Raw genomic sequence first — 17366 nt, 5'->3', positions numbered from 1 at the left:
AAGCTATCATTGTCTATTACATAAAGAATTAACATATTTGTTGAGCAAACATTCATACTTTGTCAAATCAACAAATAAAAATACTTCTCTTTGATTTGGGTGGTGTTATCATAAACCTCTATCCTGAAAGAACCTTTAAGGCTTTTGCTGAATTGGCTGGTATTGATGAATGGGATGTGATGGAAGCCTACAAAGAGGCGGAATTTTTCAAGCTTCATGAACAGGGAATCATGAATAATGAGCATTTCAGGGATAAGCTTAGAAAAGCATTGAATGTAATTACAGATGATGAGAGTATTGATAAAGCCTGGAATGCGATGCTCGGTGATATTCCTGAAGATAGGATTGAAGACATCAAGCAATTAAAAAAGAAGTTTCGGTGCGTGGTGTTAAGCAATACCAATAGCATTCACGAGAATTGTTTTCATAAAATCTTGTCTGAATCACACAGTTTTACTCATTTAAATGAGCTGTTTAACGAGGTTTTTTTCTCTCATGAATTAAGTGATAGAAAGCCGGAACCCAGTATTTATCAAAAAGTACAAGAGGCTTGTGGCGTTGAGTTGAATGAGATACTTTTCTTGGATGACTCAAAAGAAAACATAGCAGCTGCAAAAAGCGTTGGTATGCATGTTTTACACATACCTAGAAATGAAGGGTTTTCTGATTTGTTAAATCGGAAATTAGAGGAGATTAATTCATAATGATCAATAAGAACGCAGCTTACTACATAAAAAAAATAGTTTTATTTATTCTTACCTTGATCTGCACCACCTTAGCAGGCTCAGAACTTGTAACAGCTAAATCAATTTTTTTTACTCCTGATTATTCATGGACCGATTTTGCAGCAGGTTTTTCTTATTCTGTTCCTTTTCTACTTATTTTAACTGTACATGAGTTTGGTCACTATTTCACGGCCAAATATTATGGGGTAGAAGTCACATTGCCCAATTATATTCCAATGTATTTCCCTGGGTTCTCTATTGGTACTTTTGGTGCTTTGATAAGGATAGTAGGCCCTATTAAATCAAGAAAGCAATATTTTGATATAGGAATTGCTGGGCCTTTAGCAGGCTTTGTGGTGGCTTTAGGTGTCTTATGGTATGGCTTTACACACTTGCCGGAGCCGGAATATATTTTCAACATACATCCTGAATATGCTGAATATGGTCTTGATTATGCAGATCACGTTTATGAGAATAATGATGATGTCGTTAGTATAGAAATGGGTAACAACCTGCTTTTCGGATTTTTTGAGAAGTATGTGGCCGATCCAGATAGGTTGCCTAATCATAAAGAGATTATGCATTATCCTTATCTGTTTTCAGGTTTCCTGGCACTTTTCTTCACGGCTCTAAATCTTATACCTATTGGTCAGCTAGATGGTGGACATATTCTTTACGGAATACTGGGTGTTAAAAAACATAAACAAATAGCCAGAGTGCTCTATCTGATATTTGCCTTCCTAGCGGGCCTAGGTTTAGTATCAATTCAAACTCCTCAAGAAGATTTACTGCTATATTCAGGAGCTTATATTGCCTTTCTGTATTTTGCTTTTCAGGGTTTAGGCTTTAACAGATTGAATACGCTTTTAACAGCTGTAAGTATGTATGTAGCGCAATTCTTAACAAGTATGCTGATTGTAGACGTATCGGGTTTTCCTGGCTATCTGCTTTTTGTGCTACTTTTAGGTAGATTTATTGGAATAAAGCATCCAAGAACTATTGATGAAAGACCTTTGTCGCAAGGGAGAAAAATACTTGGGTGGATAGCTTTAATTATTTTCATCCTTTGTTTTAGCATCACGCCATTTAATGCCTAAAGGTGGCAATTACCAAGCACACTAAACCTATTTCCTAATCACTAATTCGCTTTGCATACTTCTTTTACTATTTTTGCGTTCAATCACCCTAAAACGGAATTCTGATTAATGTCCATCAAGGTAGTTAATGTAGTAAAGCAATTTGGAGAACAGCGTGCAGTTAAGAATATTTCATTTGAAATAGACAAGGGAGAAATTGTAGGTTTTTTGGGACGAAATGGTGCTGGTAAGTCTACCACTATGAAAATGATCACGGGTAATTTACCTCTAACCGAAGGTCAGATTTTTGTTAATGGGCTGGATGTTAAAAGCGAGCTTGATAGCATAAAATCACAGATTGGCTACCTGCCTGAACATAACCCGCTGTACCTTGATATGTACGTACATGAATTTCTGCAATTTTGTGGAAAGGTTTATGGTATAAAAGGACAAGTACTTATTGCTCGGATTAATGAAATTGTTGCACAGTGTGGCCTCCTTAAGGAACAAAACAAGCTTATTGGTTCACTATCTAAAGGTTACAGACAAAGAGTTGGTTTAGCTCAAGCATTACTGCATAATCCTTCAGTATTGATTTTAGATGAACCAACAACTGGTTTAGATCCTAACCAAATAATAGAGATACGTGAATTGATACAATCTATTAGTAAGGATAAAACTGTATTACTTAGCACACACATTATGCAGGAAGTTCAGGCATTGTGTAGTAGGGCGATTATCATAAAGAATGGCGAAATAGTAGCTAATGAAACTGTTGATGAATTAACAACTGAAGAGCAAAGCCATACTATAAAAATTGAGTTGGCAGATGTTGCTGATTTATCAAGTTGGAAAGAAAAGGAAAAGATTCTTTCCATACAGAAAGCAAATAAACTGACCTATCTCATAAAAGCTTCAGAAGATATCAGAAAGCAAATATTCAAATGGGCAGGAGAAGAAGGTGTTGATTTAGTAGGTATTTCTCTTGAAAAAGGAAGTATGGAAACCGTATTTCAGAAACTAACCAAAGACTAATAACCGCTTTATGTGGAGTATATATAGAAAAGAAATCAGTAGTTTTTTAAATAGCCTTATTGCCTATCTGGTGATGACTGTTTTCTTGGTCACTATGGGCTTGCTTGTATGGGTGTTTCCTGACACTGGCATTTTTGAGTATGGCTATGCTGACTTAGGTATATTCTTTAACATGGTGCCCTTTGTTTTCATGTTTCTCATTCCGGCAATTACGATGAAATCAATTGCGGAGGAGTCAAAATCAGGCATGTTAGAACTATTATTTACCAAGCCTATAAATGAAATAAAGTTGGTTTTTGGTAAGTACCTGGCGGGCTTAACACTGGTCTTGGTTACTTTATTACCTACTATTATTTATTATTTTTCATTAAGATATATCAGTAATCCGGTAGGAAATGTAGACACCGCTGGGATTATTGGAGCTTATATTGGTTTACTCTTTCTGGCTTCATCTTATACAGCTATTGGAGTATTCTCTTCGTCACTTTCAGAAAATCAGATAGTTGCTTTTATTATCGCACTATTCTTTAGCTTTTTGCTTTTTATGGGCTTCTCATCAATTTCTTCATTGACTATTTTTGAAGGTATGAGTACTTCACTTGATCAGCTAGGCATGCAATACCATTATGATGCCTTGGGCAAAGGTGTTATTGACATTCGTGACGTCATCTACTTTATAAGCGTTACATTCATTTTTATTTATGCTACATTTTGGGTTTTAAAGCTGAAGAAATGGAATTCTTAAAGCGGAAAACACTTACATATACGCTCCAATTATTGATTGTCATAACCTTCTTGGTGCTTATCAATTTGCTGGCTCGTCATCTATTACTTCGTTTTGATTTAACCGAAGAGAACCGCTACAGCATGAGTGATGCCACAACGGAATTGCTTTCCAATTTAGACGAAACAGTTTATGTGGAGGTTTACCTGGCAGGCGATATCAATGCTGAGTTTAAAAGATTACAAACTGCTATACAGCAAACACTTGATCAGTTTAAAACTTACTCAAGAGGAAACGTTCAATATAACTTCATTAATCCGGATGCTGCTAGCTCTGCCAATGCAAGAAATGAATATTACAACGTATTAATAGATAAGGGGATTAACCCGACTACAGTTTTCGATAATATTGATGGTAAGAAAACCCAAAAACTTATTTTCCCAGGTGCGGAGATTAGTTATAAAGGAAGAAAAGCACCAGTAATTCTACTTAATGGTAATAATGCTGCCGGAGCCAAGGAAGCAATTAATCAGTCTGTTGAGAATTTGGAGTATCAATTGGCGATAACCATTAATAATCTAGCAAGTAACGAGCGCAAAAAGATCGCCCTTGTTCAGGGGCATCAGGAAGCTTCTGGGGAAGAACTTTATGGTTTAAGAAAGAGTCTTCAAAATAAATTTGATTTGCAAGTACTTACTGATTTAAGCAAGCTTAACCAATTTGATGGGGCGCTATTTATTAAGCCACAACAGAATTTCTCCAATACAGAACTTTTCGATGTTGACCAATATATCATGAATGGTGGCAAAGCTTTGTTCTTTTTGGATGGCCTAAGTATGAGTGTTGATAGCATCAAAGATTTTGGTGCGATGGCACTGCCCATTCAGAACAACCTTGATGAGTTGCTTTTTAAGTATGGAGTACGCGTAAATGATGATATCATTCAAGATGTTAATAGCGGTAATTTCCCTATAGTAACTGGTAATCTGGGATCAAATGCGCAGGTACAACTATTACCTTGGCCCTATTATATTATCTTTAATAAATATGCAAAACACCCAATTGTAAATGGTTTAAATGCCGTTTATGGCAAGTTTGTTAGTTCTTTGGATACCTTAGCTGTAGGTGGAATTGAAAAAACACCTCTTATTTTCACTTCTGATTATAGCCGCACTTTACAAGGGCCGGTTCTGGTTAATTTTGAAAGTTTGAAGGAAGATATGCAACCAGATAAATTCAATCAAGCCAATATTCCGGTAGCTTACTTGTTGGAAGGGGAATTTTCATCGGCCTTCAAAAATAGATTGGCGCCTACAAGCAGAAAGTCTGCCGTAGTGATAAAAAGGAGTGCATCTAATAAAATTATCGTAGTTGGCGATGGCGATATGGTGTTAAATACCTCAGATAAAAAAACAGGTAAACCTTTTGAACTGGGTGTTGATCCTTATGCCCGGCACGCTACACCATTTGCCAATGAACAATTGTTACTCAATATGCTCAATTATATGCTTGATGATGAAGGTCTGATCATTGCTAAAAATAAAGATTTCAAGATCAGGCCGCTTGACAAAGTAAAGCTAAGGGAGGATAAGCTGATGATTCAGTTGATTAATATTGTGCTCCCTGTGTTATTGATTGTAGCTTTTGGAGTAATTCGCTATTGGTGGAGAAAGCGCAAATACACAAATTTCTAAATCCATGACACAGCAAAGAAAAAATATCTTCCTCTTAGTTTCACTTGTTGTACTCGTAGTGCTTTGTGTAGTAGCGGCTAACTACTATCCTTATAAAAAGACTTCAAGCATTACGCAGAAGGATGTGTTTGCCATTGCTAATCCTGCCGAACGCCTCACTAAAGTAGTGATCAATGGACCGGATGTTAGTAATACGCTTGAATTGAAGAATGCTGCCTGGTCAGTAAATAATAAATATAAACTTGACCCTGCTATGCAGCAGGTTTTAATGGCACTACTTGAAAGAGTGGAGGTTCAGCGTGAAATATCTGGTGATTTAAAAAAGGAAATTATTCAAATAGCAGCCGATACCGGAATACAAGTGCAAATTTATGCAGATAAGCAGCAGCTCAGAGATTTTAAAGTAGTAGGTAACCCTAGTCAGATAGCATCTTATTTTGTAAACAATGATAAGGTTTACCAAATGCAGCTACCGGGTTATGAGAGCTATGTGGCTGGTATGTTTGAAGTGAAAACTTTAGACTGGCGCGACAGAACCATTTTCAACGGCACATGGCAAGATATTGTTAGCTTAACACTTGAATGCCCAGATGGTGATTCATTAATTTTTAAATATGACAAAGGATTAATTAAGCTTCAGAACAGGGCCAATACGGATAGTGTAAAAGTGATGGATTATATTGAAACTTATAATTATTTCTTTGTAGATCAGTTTCTTCCTGAGAATCACGAAGCAGTACAAATGGTCAGTGAGTTTGCTTCAGCAGGAAAAATACGTATTCAAGCCTTAGATAAAAATAGAAACCTTAAGCTTGATTTTTTTAGCCATCCTAACTTTAACGCTATACTGGTTAAGATAAATGATAGGGAGTGGGCGGGCATTCAAAAGGCACGTTACAATAAGTATTTCCCAAATTCAGTGCAATTTTTGAAATAGTAATTGATAAAATCCTCTTTCCTGTCTGATTAATTATTTGCTTAATCCTTGAATAAGTATAGATTTGCGAATTAATTTTTAACTTTGCTTACGTTATAACAAAACCCTATTCCTGAGCACTAAAAAGAGTGTTTTTATCAAGCTCAGGCTAAAAAAAATTAGCGAATATGAAGTTTATCGTTTCCTCTTCAGCACTATTGAAGCAAATTTCGGCCATCAATGGTGTTATTACCAGCAATCCGGTGGTGCCAATCCTTGAAAATTTCTTGTTTGAAATTCAAGATGGTTTATTAACTATCACAGCTTCAGATTTACAAACTTCTATGATTACTGAAATAGATGTTGAGTCGTCTGAAAATGGAAGTATTGCAGTCCCTGCCAAGATACTATTGGATACACTGAAAAACTTACCTGAGCAGCCAGTTACGCTAACAATTGACGAGGAAACTTACAGTATAGAAATTAGTTCTGACAATGGCCGTTATAAGTTGGCTGGTGAAAATGCTACCGATTTCCCTAAAGTACAGGAAGTAGAAAATCCTGATACGGTAGATGTTTCTGCTGATATCTTAGCAACAGCTATTAATCATACCATTTATGCTACGAGTAATGATGAGTTACGTCCGGCAATGGGTGGCGTTTATGTAAACTTTGATGAAACCAATACCACCTTTGTTGCTACTGATGGTAACAGATTGGTTCGCTATAGAAGGGTGGATGTAGCATCTGATGCAGGTACGGGAATTATCATACCAAGAAAGGCTTTAACTTTATTGAAGAACTGTTTGCCTGCTGAGAATGTAAATGTTGCTGTTGAATTTAATATGTCTAATGCTTATTTCAAGTTCAACAACATCAAAATGATATGTAGACTTGTAGATGAGCGTTTCCCTGATTACGAAAATGTAATTCCTGCGCAGAACGATATCAAAATGACTATCAATCGTCAGGAGTTTATGTCTTCATTAAGAAGGATCAGTATTTACGCAAACAAAACCACACATCAGGTAAGATTAAAGATATCGGGTAGTGAGCTTCAGATTTTTGCTGAGGATTTAGATTTCTCTAATGAGGCTAATGAAATTCTTGCTTGTGAGCACCAGGGAGAAGATATTGAAATTGGCTTTAACGCTAAATTCTTAGTAGAAATGCTTAATAATTTAAGCAGTAAAGAGATTTCTATTGAGATGTCAGCACCAAATAAAGCTGGTTTGTTATTTCCATCTGACTTAGATGAAAATGAAGACATACTATTGTTAGTGATGCCTGTAATGCTAAATAATTACGTTTAAAAGTTGATTTAATAAATTAGCGCGTTATATTTGCAATCAATGACACACATAAATAACCATTATTACTACTATTATCATCTATTCCAAAGTGGAATCGGTAATGGTATGGTTATGTCATAATTACAATAGCACTTAAATTAACCTAAAATATCAAGCAACCCGGTTCCGAAAGAACCGGGTTTTTTTATGTCTAAAAAATAAGATGATGAAGCAGATTTACGAAAATTACACACAAGAAGACCAGGACGTATGGAGGATACTCTTTAGCCGGCAGTGGGAAAATATTAATACCGTAGCTACTGAAGAGTTTGTGAAAGGAATTGATAAAATTGAGTTCACAGAAAAGTCTATTCCTAATTTTGAGGAAACTAATAAACATTTAGCCGAGCAAACAGGGTGGCAGGTTGCTGCTGTGCCAGGTATAGTGGATGATGATAAGTTTTTTGAACTCTTGGCTAACAAAATATTCCCTGCAACAACATGGCTGAGAACAAAGGATCAGCTAGACTATTTGGAAGAGCCCGATATGTTTCATGATGTCTTTGGTCATATAGCTTTGCTAACAAATCAGCACTTTGTGGATTTTCTTCAGGGCTTAGCCAAAATAGGGCTAAAGCATATAGATGATGAATGGGCGATTCATCTGCTAAGCAGGATTTATTGGTTCACTATTGAGTTTGGCTTAATCCGCGAGCAAGGTGAATTGAAAATATATGGAGCAGGTATTATTTCTTCACCTGGAGAAACCAAATTTTCACTTAGTGATGAGCCTGATCATTTCAACTACGATGTAGAAGCTATTATTGATAGTAGCTACAGAAAAGATGTTTTTCAGACAAAGTACTTTATTATCGACAATTACGAGCAGCTTTATACTTCTTTAGATACCATAGAAAAAGTAATTGAAGATAGATTAAAAGAAAAGACAGTAAACTAAGCTCAATTTTATAGGTTTGCATCGAATATGAAGATTGCGATAATTAAATACAATGCGGGTAATATTAAGTCGGTAATGCTTGCACTCAAAAGGCTGGGTTATGAAGGTGTACTAACTGATGATCCTGAAGAGATACTCTCAGCTGATCGGGTAATTTTCCCTGGTCAGGGTGAAGCAAGCTCGGCCATGAAATATCTTAAAGATAAAGGCCTTGATGAGGTAATTTTAAATATTAAGAATCCTTTTTTAGGTATTTGTTTAGGGCTTCAGTTATTGTGTAAGCACTCTGAAGAGGGAGATACTAACTGCTTAGGGATCTTCGATACAGAAGTGAAAAAATTTCCTAACCAATTAAAGGTGCCACACATGGGGTGGAATTCGGTTGAGCACAATAATGACGCTTGTTTTAGTGGAATTAAACCTGCTTCATACTTTTATTTTGTACATAGTTATTTCGCAGATATTTGTGAGCAAACTATCGCTCAAACCGACTATATGCTTTCATTTAGCACGGTACTAAAAAAAGATAATTACCTCGCTATTCAGCCGCATCCGGAGAAAAGTGCAGATGGTGGTGAACAATTTTTATTGAACTTTATAAAACAGCATTAATGGAGATCATTCCTGCAATAGATATTATAGATGGTAAGTGTGTAAGACTTACCAAGGGCGATTACAACCAGAAAACAGAGTATAATGACAATCCTGTTGAGGTGGCACAGGAATTTGAAGCTGCCGGCATCAAACGACTTCATCTGGTTGACTTAGATGGAGCCAAAGCAAAAAAGGTTGTCAACTTAGATGTACTCAAAAACATCGCTAATGAGACCAATTTAGCTATTGATTTTGGTGGAGGTGTGCAGAGTACCCAAGATTTAGAAAAGGTATTTAACGCAGGTGCCAGCCAGGTTACAGGTGGAAGCATAGCGGTAAAAAATGAAGCACTTTTCACTGAATGGATTTATGAATTTGGTGGTGACAAAATAATACTGGGAGCAGATGTAAAGGATGAACAAATTGCCATCCATGGCTGGGAAGAAAAAGCTGATTGGCAGATTTATGATTTTCTTGAGCATTATCTTGAAAAAGGGTTGAGGCACGTGATCTGTACTGATGTATCAAAAGATGGTGCACTTCAAGGCCCTTCTACAGAATTATACATAAAAATATTAGATCGTTTTCCTACCATCAAATTAATAGCCAGCGGGGGTGTTAGTAATCTTTATGATCTGGAAGAACTCGACAAAATAGGAGTATATGGTGCTATTGTTGGGAAAGCCATTTATGAAAAAAGAATTAGCCTTTCAGAGTTAAAAAATATCTAATTATGCTCACTAAAAGAATAATCCCTTGCCTTGATATAAAAAATGGACGCACAGTTAAAGGAGTTAACTTTGTAGAATTAAGAGATGCAGGTGACCCTGTTGAGCTGGCCAAAATATATGCGCAGCAAGGAGCTGATGAATTGGTGTTTCTAGATATCACTGCTACTAATGAAAAGCGCAAGACCTTAATAGAATTGGTAGAGAAAGTGGCTGAGGCTATCAACATTCCTTTTACTGTAGGGGGCGGCATCAGTACCGTAGAGGACGTATCCATGTTACTTGCTGCAGGTGCTGATAAAGTTTCAATCAACTCTGCAGCCGTTCGTAACCCTCAGATTATTAAGCAAATGGCTGATGAATTCGGTTCGCAGTGTATAGTGGTAGCTATTGACAGCAGAGCGGTAAATGGAAAAAACCTTGTCCATACACATGGAGGAAGTAAAGCTACAACCATTGAAACTGAAGATTGGATTAAAGAAGTGGTTGAGCTAGGTGCTGGTGAAATTTTGCTCACTTCAATGGATCATGATGGTACCAAGGCTGGTTTTGCGGATGAATTGCTCAGTAAGGTTAGTCAGTTAGTAAATGTCCCGGTTATCGCATCTGGTGGTGCAGGTAATATGCAGCATTTCGTAGATACATTCAAGAATGGGAAATCTGACGCAGCATTGGCTGCAAGTATTTTTCATTTTAAAGAAATAGGTATTCCAGAGCTTAAAGGCTTTTTAAAACAAAATCAGATAGAAGTCAGATTATAATAAATCACTTCAGTAAATAATTCAACACAATACATAAATTAATAAACTCCATGAGCGAGCCTAATTTTTCTAAAGACCCTAAAGGATTACTACCTGCAATCATCCAAGATGCCTACACCAATAAAGTCTTAATGCTAGGCTACATGAACGAGGAGGCTTATGAGAAAACCCAAGAAACTAAAAAGGTAACTTTCTATAGCAGAAGCAAAGAGCGTTTATGGACGAAGGGTGAAAGTTCTGAGAACTATCTCAATTTGGTGAGCATGTCTGTTGATTGTGATCAAGATGCTATTTTGGTAAAAGTAATTCCTGATGGACCAACTTGCCACACCGGAGCCGACACTTGTTGGAATGAGAAAAACGAAGGTATTGGCTTCATTAATAAGTTGGAGGATGTTATTGAAGGTAGAAAAAATGGTGACGATGAGAAGTCTTATGTGAAATCTTTATTCAATAAAGGTATTAATAAAATAGCACAGAAGGTAGGTGAAGAAGCTGTTGAGGTAGTGATTGAAGCCAAAGACAATGATGAAGAGCTATTCTTAAATGAATCGGCCGATTTACTATTTCATTATCTCATATTACTTCAGGCCAAAGGATACAAACTTAAGGATGTGATTAAAATTTTGGAAGGAAGACATCGTTAATAAGTTATGAATAGATTATTTTCTCCTATTTCATTTCTGTTACTTTCCGTTTTAATATCGGCTTGTTCAGATGATTCAGTTGACCTTAATTGTGAAACTGTAAAATGTGAAGATTCAATCGGATTGATATCAATAAAAATAGTTGATAATAACGGTGATCCTGTCCTGTTAGATGATTATTATAGTTTTATTGATTCGAGAACAAGATTTCAAGAAACACAAAAAGACTATGCCATAAGACCTGGTTGGTATCCGGTTGCTACAAATGAGCAATATGATCTATTCAATCCCGAAGGTACTATTTTAACCTTTGTAGGAATTGTAAATGAGCGCAACGTAGTGGAGCATCAAATGCTTATGGGAAAAGATTGTTGCAGCATTGAATTACTAACTGGTGATACTGAAATTGTTATTAAAAATGAATAATCTAACAAGAGCTTTATTTGTCGTAGTAGTCCCTTTTCTCTTTTTTTCTTGTAAGGATGAGGTAGCTCAAACTGATTGCCCACCTACCATAGGCTGTACTGAAGTTTTTGTATCTGTTACGCTAGAAGTAGTTGATACTGATGGTGAGCCTGTGGCATTGGATGATTATTATACCTTTATCGATTCCAAAAATGAATTTAAAATAGATAAAGCTGACAGTAATCCTGCCGAAGGTATTTATCCTGTCGCTTCAGATGCTCAAATGAACTTATTATCATTTGAGGGCACTATGTTAACTTTTGTTGGTGTTATTGATGATCAAAATATTGTTGAGCATCAAATGACAATCGGTAAAGATTGCTGCCACATTCAATTACTAGAAGGTGAGGAGAAAATTGTTGTTGATCTGTAGTTAATAGAATTTACTAATTTCTTCTAATTCCTTTCTTTTAATATCCGGTACAAATGTTTCCTGCGCTGGGTAGCCCACAGGTAATAACAGAAATGGTCTTTCATTTTTAGGTCTCCCTAAGATTTCCGTAAGGAAATTCATAGGACTTGGCGTATGTGTTAATGTGGCTAAACCAGCTTGATGTATAGCAGAAATAAGAAATCCACATGCAATTCCTACTGATTCATTTACGTAGTAATTGTTCTTCTTTTCACCCTCTTCCTCTTCATAAACCTTTTTAAAAACGATAATTAAATATGGTACTGTTTCCAGAAATTCTTTATGCCAATCAGTCCCCAATGGTTCTAAATCTTTCAGCCATCTCTCACTCATTCTGCTGTTGTAACTTTCATATTCTTCTTTTTCAGCGGCTACTCTGATTTTCTTCTTCATTTCAGGATCAGATACTACACAGAAAGTCCAGGGCTGTTTATGAGCGCCACTAGGAGCGGTGGAAGCTGTTTTTATAATATTCTCAATTACTTCTTTAGGTACAGGTTTATCTGAATAGTCGCGAACAGACCTTCTCTTATCCATGGCTTCAAAATATTGCTCACTTTTTTGAATCATTTCGCTATCAGACAAGTGGTGATGCTTTAATTGAATGTAAGGATAGCCGTCTATTTCTTTTTTCATCAAATCGGTTAAAATCTTTTATTTTATTTCTCCTGCTTCTAACAATTTCAGCGCTTCTTCTAAATCTTCTTTGGTATCAATCCCTATAGTTTCTTGATCTGTGATCGCAGTTTTAATTCTGAAACCATTTTCAATCCACCGTAACTGTTCCAAAGATTCAGCTAGCTCTAGCGGAGTAGGCGCTAAAGTCACTATTTTACTTAGAATATCCACCCTGTAAGCATATATACCTATGTGTTTGTAATGCTGATGACTTTTCATCCAGTCTTCAGTGGGGATGTTTCTCATGTGAGGAATGCTTGATCTTGAGAAGTATAATGCTAGTCCGCCATCAGCTTTTAAAGCTTTTACAACATTGGGATTTTCAAGATCTTCCAGTTTATCAATAACTTTTATCAAAGTGGCAATCTCTGATTTTCTATCGAGCACTGAAGCCAGTTGTTGGATTTGTTCAGGAGCAATAAACGGTTCATCTCCTTGAACATTTATAAGAAAGTCATAGCTACCTTCGTCCATTTTAAGTGCTTCATGGCATCTTTCTGTACCACTTAGATGGTCAGCACTTGTTCTCACTACGTTATAGCCTAGCGCCTCTACGTGATCATAAATACGCTCATCATCAGTTGCCACTACTACCTTCCTGAAAACTTTTGAAGCGAGACATTTTTCAACTACACGCTGAATCATGCTTTTTCCGGCAATATCAACAAGCGGTTTTCCGGGGAATCTGGTTGAGGCGTATCTGGCGGGAATTACTCCTAATATATCCATAGCTTAGTTTGATTTCTTTTTTACACGAAGGCTGGTGCCACTCTCTTCAATTACCTCAATTTGTTCACCTTGTTCTAAATATTCTCCTCTTGTATAAGCATCGTATAAGTCTCCTTCAATTTCTACTTTACCGCTAGGCCTTAAAACTGAATATACAGTTCCAGTTTTTCCGATAAATCCTTTCTCAATAAATCTTGAAGAGTAACCTTCAGCACTATTTTGTGTGTCTTGTAACGCTATTCTTTTGAAATATTTTGTTTGAGTCAAACGTACTCCTCCTATAAACATGAGTACCAGACTACCAAAGAGGCCCAAAAGCGTAGTGATTAATGCCTGCATAATATTTTCTTTCGGTACAAATTCAAAGTCGAAGAAATTATTATTAAGCATCATAAACACTAAAGAGCCGAGTGTAAGGATAAGTCCTAGTATTCCGAATATACCGAAACCTGGAATGACAAATATTTCTAAAGCTATTAGCACCAGCCCGATGACGAAAGCCAGTATTTCCCAGTTTTCCGCTAAGCCATTTAAATAATAAGGTACAAGATATAGCACTAGAGCTATTATAGAGGCAGCTATAGGGAAACCTACACCAGGTGTTTGCAATTCAAAATAGATACCTCCTAAAATGATGAGTATTAATATTCCACTTATAAATGGATTAATGAAGAAAGATATTATTTTTTCTGTGGTAGATACTTTGTAATCGATTCGTGTGCTATTCAGAAGGTTTAATTCGAAGAGCACATCATCAAGGCTAGCCATTTCACCTTCACAGAACCCGTATTTGATGGCTTCTGCCGTAGAAAATGTAATCACTTGTCCCGGTTCAGAAATGCTATCAACTACTAAATTTTCATCTACCATGGCTTCAGCAATTTTAGGATCTCTGCCGGTAGCCTCAGCAGTTGAGCGCATAATGGAGCGCATATAGCTTTGGTACTTATCAGGTGCGGCTTCACCAGTTTGGTTGACTACTGTTGCAGCACCGATGCTGGCTCCTGGTGCCATATAAATACTGTCGCAAGCAATTGATATCAGCGCACCGGCAGAGGCTGCATTTTTATTGATGTATACATAAACTGGTATTTCTAACTGAAGTAAGGCAGTTCGGATTTCATCAGCATCGTACAGGGCACCACCATAAGTATTCATATCAATTATGATGTGTGTTGCCTGAGCCTTCTTGGCTTCTTCCAAAGCCAGATCAACATAACGTTTACTTCTGGCATCAATCTCACTCCTTATCTCCATCACAAAAACCTTCTTTTCAGAAGAGTCAATGGATTGGCCTATAATTTGGTCAGGAAAGGTTATGAGGGAAAAGAAAAATACCAATACAAAATGCTTCATGCTAACGAATTAAATTTCAATTTAGTAGTTTAGCTTTTAAGCTACAATAAAGCTATTTCATTAATTTAATTGAAAATCAGTTATAATCCTTTAAATGTTATAGCGTTTAAAAAATTGATTAGAGAAGCTAGCTTAAGAAAGCTTCTTTTTCTTCTTTGTTTTATTTTTACATCATCAACTAAATAAGCAATTTTGTAGTTGAATAAGCGCTTAACTTCAAAGCTTAAAAAATCAGTATGAATAAATCCTTTTTGACCATAATCTTTTTGTTGACTTTCCTTTTTCTTAGTCAAAGTTCGTTCTCTGCCATAGATTCCCTAAGGGTAGAAACTATTAAAGGGAAGAAATTTATAGTTCACAAAGTTGATCCAAAAGAGACTTTGTACGCATTAAGTAAGCGTTATCAAGTTTCTGTAGAAGCGATTCGAGAAAATAATGAAGCAGAAAAAGATGGTTATGCAATAGATCAGATTGGCCGCATATTGTACATCCCACTTAAAATAGATGTTCAAAATAGTCAGGCTAAGGAACCTTCAAAAAGACACAAAGTTAAATCTGGGGAAACACTTTATTCACTTTCTAAAAAATATAATGTATCTGTTGATCAACTAAAGGAATGGAATGACCTAACCAGCAATCAACTAGCCCTAGGCCAAGAGTTAATCGTGGGTAAAAAAGCTACTAAACAGCCTAGGGAGAGTAAAACCTCTATCAAAGATTTGGTACATACTGTTGATGTGGGAGAAACCATCTATGGCATTTCTCGAAAATATGATGTACCGCAAGAATCTATAAAGGCATGGAATAACCTAAGTTCTAACGAGATTTCAGTGGGGCAGAAACTAGTCATCAGAAGGAAAGTCAAAGAGGACAAGGAAAGTAATAAGGATAACATAGCCGCAACTAAAGATAAGCCTGTACAAAGTGCGTCTGTTCAGAAATTTCACGTAGCAAAAGCGGGAGAAACCTACGCTGATGTTGCTGATCAATATAATTTACTCCTCTCTGATGTTGAGAATTGGAATGTTTTTGAAGAACCATTTGCCGGTGGGGAAGTGATTAAGATTGTTGCTCCGGAAGCTAATACGGCTCAAACAAGAGATAACATTGATGAAAAGAAAGGAAATTCTAAAATTGATGATGAAAAAATACATACTGTAGCTTCAGGTGAAACGCTTTACAGCATTTCATCGCAATATGATATAGCTATAGAAGATTTAAGAAAGTGGAATAACCTGTATAATTACCAATTGAGTCTTGGCCAAAAGCTTTACATCAAAAATCCAGATGCCTTTGTAGTGGATGAAGAAGTAGAAAATGAAGTTGATAAAGAAAAGGAAGAAACGCCAACAGTAGATGTGGTTAATATGGCCTCAGATAAGCAAAAGCAAGATACTAAAGCTTATTTTACAGTTGAAGAGGAAGATATCCCTAAAATTGAAAAAGTAGTTGAAAAGGGTGTGGCAGAAGTAATTGAAGGATCAGATAATACGGAAAAGTATCTTGCACTCCATAGAACTGCTAAAATTGGCACCATCATGCAAGTAAGAAATGATTTGAACGATCAAATAGTATTTGTGAGAGTACTTGGTAAATTACCTGATACTGGAGTTGACGAGAAGGTAATTATTAGAATCTCAAAGAAAGCATTTCAGAGACTTGGCGGAGTTGATTACAAATTTCCTGTTGAGATTAGTTACCTGCCTTTGAATGATTAATGATAAAACTGAGCTTAAGGATTTCTTAGATCATAAAGTTGAAGTTTACAATCAACCAGATTTTATAGAATTAGACCCCATCAGTATTCCTCATCAGTTTACTAAGCAGCAAGATATTGAGATATCAGGTTTTATAGCTGCTATTCTTGCGTGGGGGCAGCGGGTTACCATTATTAATAAATGCAAAGAACTCTTTGCTTTAATGGACAATGCTCCGCATGACTTTATATTAAACCATCAAGAGTCCGATTTAAAAAGATTCTTGAACTTTAAGCATAGAACATTTAATCCTACTGATACCCTTTATTTCATCCATTTCTTCCAGCAGTATTATCAAAAACATCAAAGTTTAGAGGAAGCGTTTCTCAACTGGGAGGGTTTAATTAATGAGGATTTTATAAAGAATTCACTTATAAAGTTTCATCAGTTTTTCTTCTCGGATGAAAATGCTCCTCAAAGAACAAGGAAACATATTGCTACTCCTGCCAGAAACTCAGCCTGTAAGCGTATTAACATGTTTTTACGTTGGATGGTAAGAAAGGATGATAAAGGAGTAGACTTTGGCATATGGAAGAATATTAATCCGGCAGTGTTAATTTGTCCTTGCGATGTTCATGTTGAAAGAGTGGCAAGATATCTTGGTTTAATGCAAAGAACAAAAGCTGATTGGAAAGCAGCTGAAGAATTAACGGAGGCTTTAAGAGCTTTTGACCCATCGGATCCAGTAAGATATGATTTTGCGCTTTTTGGCTTAGGAGTGGTAGAAAACTATGCTAAATAAATTTTAAAATTTATTATACTAAGGCAACTAAAACTAGTTTTTAAGTGTCTATTAATCTGTATAGTAATAACTACCTA

At 36.2% G+C, this 17366-nt stretch carries 19 protein-coding genes; 16 read left to right on the top strand and 3 right to left on the bottom strand.

Going from position 1 to position 17366, the window contains the following annotated elements; translation table 11 throughout:
• Positions 1–59 precede the first annotated feature (59 nt).
• The 14 genes from JKP34_RS15500 (at position 60) to JKP34_RS15435 (ending at position 11988) form a co-directional block, all read left to right on the top strand.
• Positions 60–704 carry an HAD family hydrolase gene (locus JKP34_RS15500; protein ID WP_201923469.1) on the top strand — a complete coding sequence of 215 codons (645 nt, stop codon included), beginning with the start codon at positions 60–62 and terminating at the stop codon, positions 702–704.
• Positions 704–1822 carry a site-2 protease family protein gene (locus JKP34_RS15495; RefSeq protein ID WP_201923468.1) on the top strand — a complete coding sequence of 373 codons (1119 nt, stop codon included), beginning with the start codon at positions 704–706 and terminating at the stop codon, positions 1820–1822. Before JKP34_RS15500 ends, JKP34_RS15495 begins: the two co-directional genes overlap by 1 nt.
• Positions 1823–1930: 108 nt before the next feature.
• Positions 1931–2836, top strand: coding sequence for an ATP-binding cassette domain-containing protein (locus tag JKP34_RS15490; RefSeq protein WP_201923466.1), 906 nt, complete (start codon positions 1931–1933; stop codon positions 2834–2836).
• Between the two features lie 10 nt (positions 2837–2846).
• Positions 2847–3581 (top strand): gliding motility-associated ABC transporter permease subunit GldF, encoded by a 735-nt coding sequence (gene gldF, locus JKP34_RS15485; RefSeq protein ID WP_201923459.1) that lies wholly within the window; start codon positions 2847–2849, stop codon positions 3579–3581.
• Positions 3569–5254 (top strand): gliding motility-associated ABC transporter substrate-binding protein GldG, encoded by a 1686-nt coding sequence (gene gldG / locus JKP34_RS15480; protein ID WP_201923457.1) that lies wholly within the window; start codon positions 3569–3571, stop codon positions 5252–5254. Before gldF ends, gldG begins: the two co-directional genes overlap by 13 nt.
• 4 nt (positions 5255–5258) lie before the next feature.
• Positions 5259–6191 carry a hypothetical protein gene (locus tag JKP34_RS15475; RefSeq protein ID WP_201923454.1) on the top strand — a complete coding sequence of 311 codons (933 nt, stop codon included), beginning with the start codon at positions 5259–5261 and terminating at the stop codon, positions 6189–6191.
• Positions 6192–6358: 167 nt separating this feature from the next.
• On the top strand, positions 6359–7483 hold the full coding sequence (gene dnaN, locus JKP34_RS15470) for a DNA polymerase III subunit beta (protein WP_201923452.1): 1125 nt from the start codon (positions 6359–6361) through the stop codon (positions 7481–7483).
• Between the two features lie 205 nt (positions 7484–7688).
• The gene (locus JKP34_RS15465) at positions 7689–8420 is read left to right on the top strand and encodes a phenylalanine 4-monooxygenase (protein ID WP_201923450.1); all 732 of its coding nucleotides are present in this window, start codon (positions 7689–7691) and stop codon (positions 8418–8420) included.
• Between the two features lie 27 nt (positions 8421–8447).
• Positions 8448–9032 (top strand): imidazole glycerol phosphate synthase subunit HisH, encoded by a 585-nt coding sequence (gene hisH, locus JKP34_RS15460; RefSeq protein WP_201923449.1) that lies wholly within the window; start codon positions 8448–8450, stop codon positions 9030–9032.
• Positions 9032–9745, top strand: a complete 714-nt coding sequence (hisA, locus tag JKP34_RS15455; RefSeq protein ID WP_201923448.1) for a 1-(5-phosphoribosyl)-5-[(5-phosphoribosylamino)methylideneamino]imidazole-4-carboxamide isomerase — start codon at positions 9032–9034, stop codon at positions 9743–9745. Before hisH ends, hisA begins: the two co-directional genes overlap by 1 nt.
• Before the next feature lie 2 nt (positions 9746–9747).
• Positions 9748–10503, top strand: a complete 756-nt coding sequence (gene hisF / locus JKP34_RS15450) for an imidazole glycerol phosphate synthase subunit HisF (protein WP_201923443.1) — start codon at positions 9748–9750, stop codon at positions 10501–10503.
• 50 nt (positions 10504–10553) lie between these two features.
• A complete protein-coding gene (gene hisIE / locus JKP34_RS15445; protein WP_201923441.1) occupies positions 10554–11150 on the top strand; it encodes a bifunctional phosphoribosyl-AMP cyclohydrolase/phosphoribosyl-ATP diphosphatase HisIE in 597 nt (198 codons plus the stop codon).
• A gap of 6 nt (positions 11151–11156) precedes the next feature.
• Positions 11157–11576 (top strand): hypothetical protein, encoded by a 420-nt coding sequence (locus JKP34_RS15440; RefSeq protein WP_201923439.1) that lies wholly within the window; start codon positions 11157–11159, stop codon positions 11574–11576.
• Entirely contained in the window at positions 11569–11988 is a 420-nt protein-coding gene (locus JKP34_RS15435; RefSeq protein ID WP_201923438.1) for a hypothetical protein, read from the top strand. Before JKP34_RS15440 ends, JKP34_RS15435 begins: the two co-directional genes overlap by 8 nt.
• On the opposite strand, the gene JKP34_RS15430 is transcribed toward JKP34_RS15435, so the two are convergent.
• Genes JKP34_RS15430 through JKP34_RS15420 form a run of 3 tightly spaced genes read right to left on the bottom strand, consistent with a single transcriptional unit; the run spans position 11989 to position 14790 of the window.
• Positions 11989–12663: a nitroreductase family protein gene (locus JKP34_RS15430; RefSeq protein WP_201923436.1), complete on the bottom strand. Its 675-nt coding sequence runs from the start codon at positions 12661–12663 to the stop codon at positions 11989–11991.
• An 18-nt stretch (positions 12664–12681) separates the two neighbouring features.
• On the bottom strand, positions 12682–13434 hold the full coding sequence (kdsB, locus tag JKP34_RS15425; protein ID WP_201923434.1) for a 3-deoxy-manno-octulosonate cytidylyltransferase: 753 nt from the start codon (positions 13432–13434) through the stop codon (positions 12682–12684).
• A 3-nt stretch (positions 13435–13437) separates the two neighbouring features.
• Complete coding sequence (locus JKP34_RS15420; protein WP_201923432.1) at positions 13438–14790, bottom strand: NfeD family protein; 1353 nt, start codon at positions 14788–14790, stop codon at positions 13438–13440.
• A gap of 236 nt (positions 14791–15026) precedes the next feature.
• Here JKP34_RS15420 and JKP34_RS15415 point away from each other — a divergent pair, with 236 nt between their 5' ends.
• Together JKP34_RS15415 and JKP34_RS15410 are read left to right on the top strand one after the other, a co-directional pair.
• Positions 15027–16508, top strand: coding sequence for a LysM peptidoglycan-binding domain-containing protein (locus tag JKP34_RS15415; RefSeq protein WP_201923430.1), 1482 nt, complete (start codon positions 15027–15029; stop codon positions 16506–16508).
• Positions 16501–17289, top strand: a complete 789-nt coding sequence (locus tag JKP34_RS15410) for a TIGR02757 family protein (protein ID WP_201923428.1) — start codon at positions 16501–16503, stop codon at positions 17287–17289. Before JKP34_RS15415 ends, JKP34_RS15410 begins: the two co-directional genes overlap by 8 nt.
• Positions 17290–17366 lie beyond the last annotated feature (77 nt).

Origin of the sequence: Marivirga atlantica, assembly GCF_016734805.1 — a bacterium.
In the GTDB taxonomy this organism is placed as follows: domain Bacteria; phylum Bacteroidota; class Bacteroidia; order Cytophagales; family Cyclobacteriaceae; genus Marivirga; species Marivirga atlantica.
This window is presented reverse-complemented; position numbering and strand designations above follow the sequence as displayed.

Excerpts from the sequence above, each read along its gene's own strand:
- JKP34_RS15465 (WP_201923450.1), top strand. The coding sequence starts at position 7,689 with ATGAAGCAGATTTACGAAAATTACACACAAGAAGACCAGGACGTATGG.
- kdsB (WP_201923434.1), bottom strand. The coding sequence starts at position 13,434 with ATGGATATATTAGGAGTAATTCCCGCCAGATACGCCTCAACCAGATTC.
- JKP34_RS15495 (WP_201923468.1), top strand. The coding sequence starts at position 704 with ATGATCAATAAGAACGCAGCTTACTACATAAAAAAAATAGTTTTATTT.
- gldF (WP_201923459.1), top strand. The coding sequence starts at position 2,847 with ATGTGGAGTATATATAGAAAAGAAATCAGTAGTTTTTTAAATAGCCTT.
- gldG (WP_201923457.1), top strand. The coding sequence starts at position 3,569 with ATGGAATTCTTAAAGCGGAAAACACTTACATATACGCTCCAATTATTG.
- dnaN (WP_201923452.1), top strand. The coding sequence starts at position 6,359 with ATGAAGTTTATCGTTTCCTCTTCAGCACTATTGAAGCAAATTTCGGCC.
- hisH (WP_201923449.1), top strand. The coding sequence starts at position 8,448 with ATGAAGATTGCGATAATTAAATACAATGCGGGTAATATTAAGTCGGTA.
- JKP34_RS15490 (WP_201923466.1), top strand. The coding sequence starts at position 1,931 with ATGTCCATCAAGGTAGTTAATGTAGTAAAGCAATTTGGAGAACAGCGT.
- hisA (WP_201923448.1), top strand. The coding sequence starts at position 9,032 with ATGGAGATCATTCCTGCAATAGATATTATAGATGGTAAGTGTGTAAGA.
- JKP34_RS15430 (WP_201923436.1), bottom strand. The coding sequence starts at position 12,663 with ATGAAAAAAGAAATAGACGGCTATCCTTACATTCAATTAAAGCATCAC.
- hisF (WP_201923443.1), top strand. The coding sequence starts at position 9,748 with ATGCTCACTAAAAGAATAATCCCTTGCCTTGATATAAAAAATGGACGC.
- JKP34_RS15475 (WP_201923454.1), top strand. The coding sequence starts at position 5,259 with ATGACACAGCAAAGAAAAAATATCTTCCTCTTAGTTTCACTTGTTGTA.
- JKP34_RS15435 (WP_201923438.1), top strand. The coding sequence starts at position 11,569 with ATGAATAATCTAACAAGAGCTTTATTTGTCGTAGTAGTCCCTTTTCTC.
- JKP34_RS15440 (WP_201923439.1), top strand. The coding sequence starts at position 11,157 with ATGAATAGATTATTTTCTCCTATTTCATTTCTGTTACTTTCCGTTTTA.
- JKP34_RS15420 (WP_201923432.1), bottom strand. The coding sequence starts at position 14,790 with ATGAAGCATTTTGTATTGGTATTTTTCTTTTCCCTCATAACCTTTCCT.
- JKP34_RS15415 (WP_201923430.1), top strand. The coding sequence starts at position 15,027 with ATGAATAAATCCTTTTTGACCATAATCTTTTTGTTGACTTTCCTTTTT.
- JKP34_RS15410 (WP_201923428.1), top strand. The coding sequence starts at position 16,501 with ATGATTAATGATAAAACTGAGCTTAAGGATTTCTTAGATCATAAAGTT.
- hisIE (WP_201923441.1), top strand. The coding sequence starts at position 10,554 with ATGAGCGAGCCTAATTTTTCTAAAGACCCTAAAGGATTACTACCTGCA.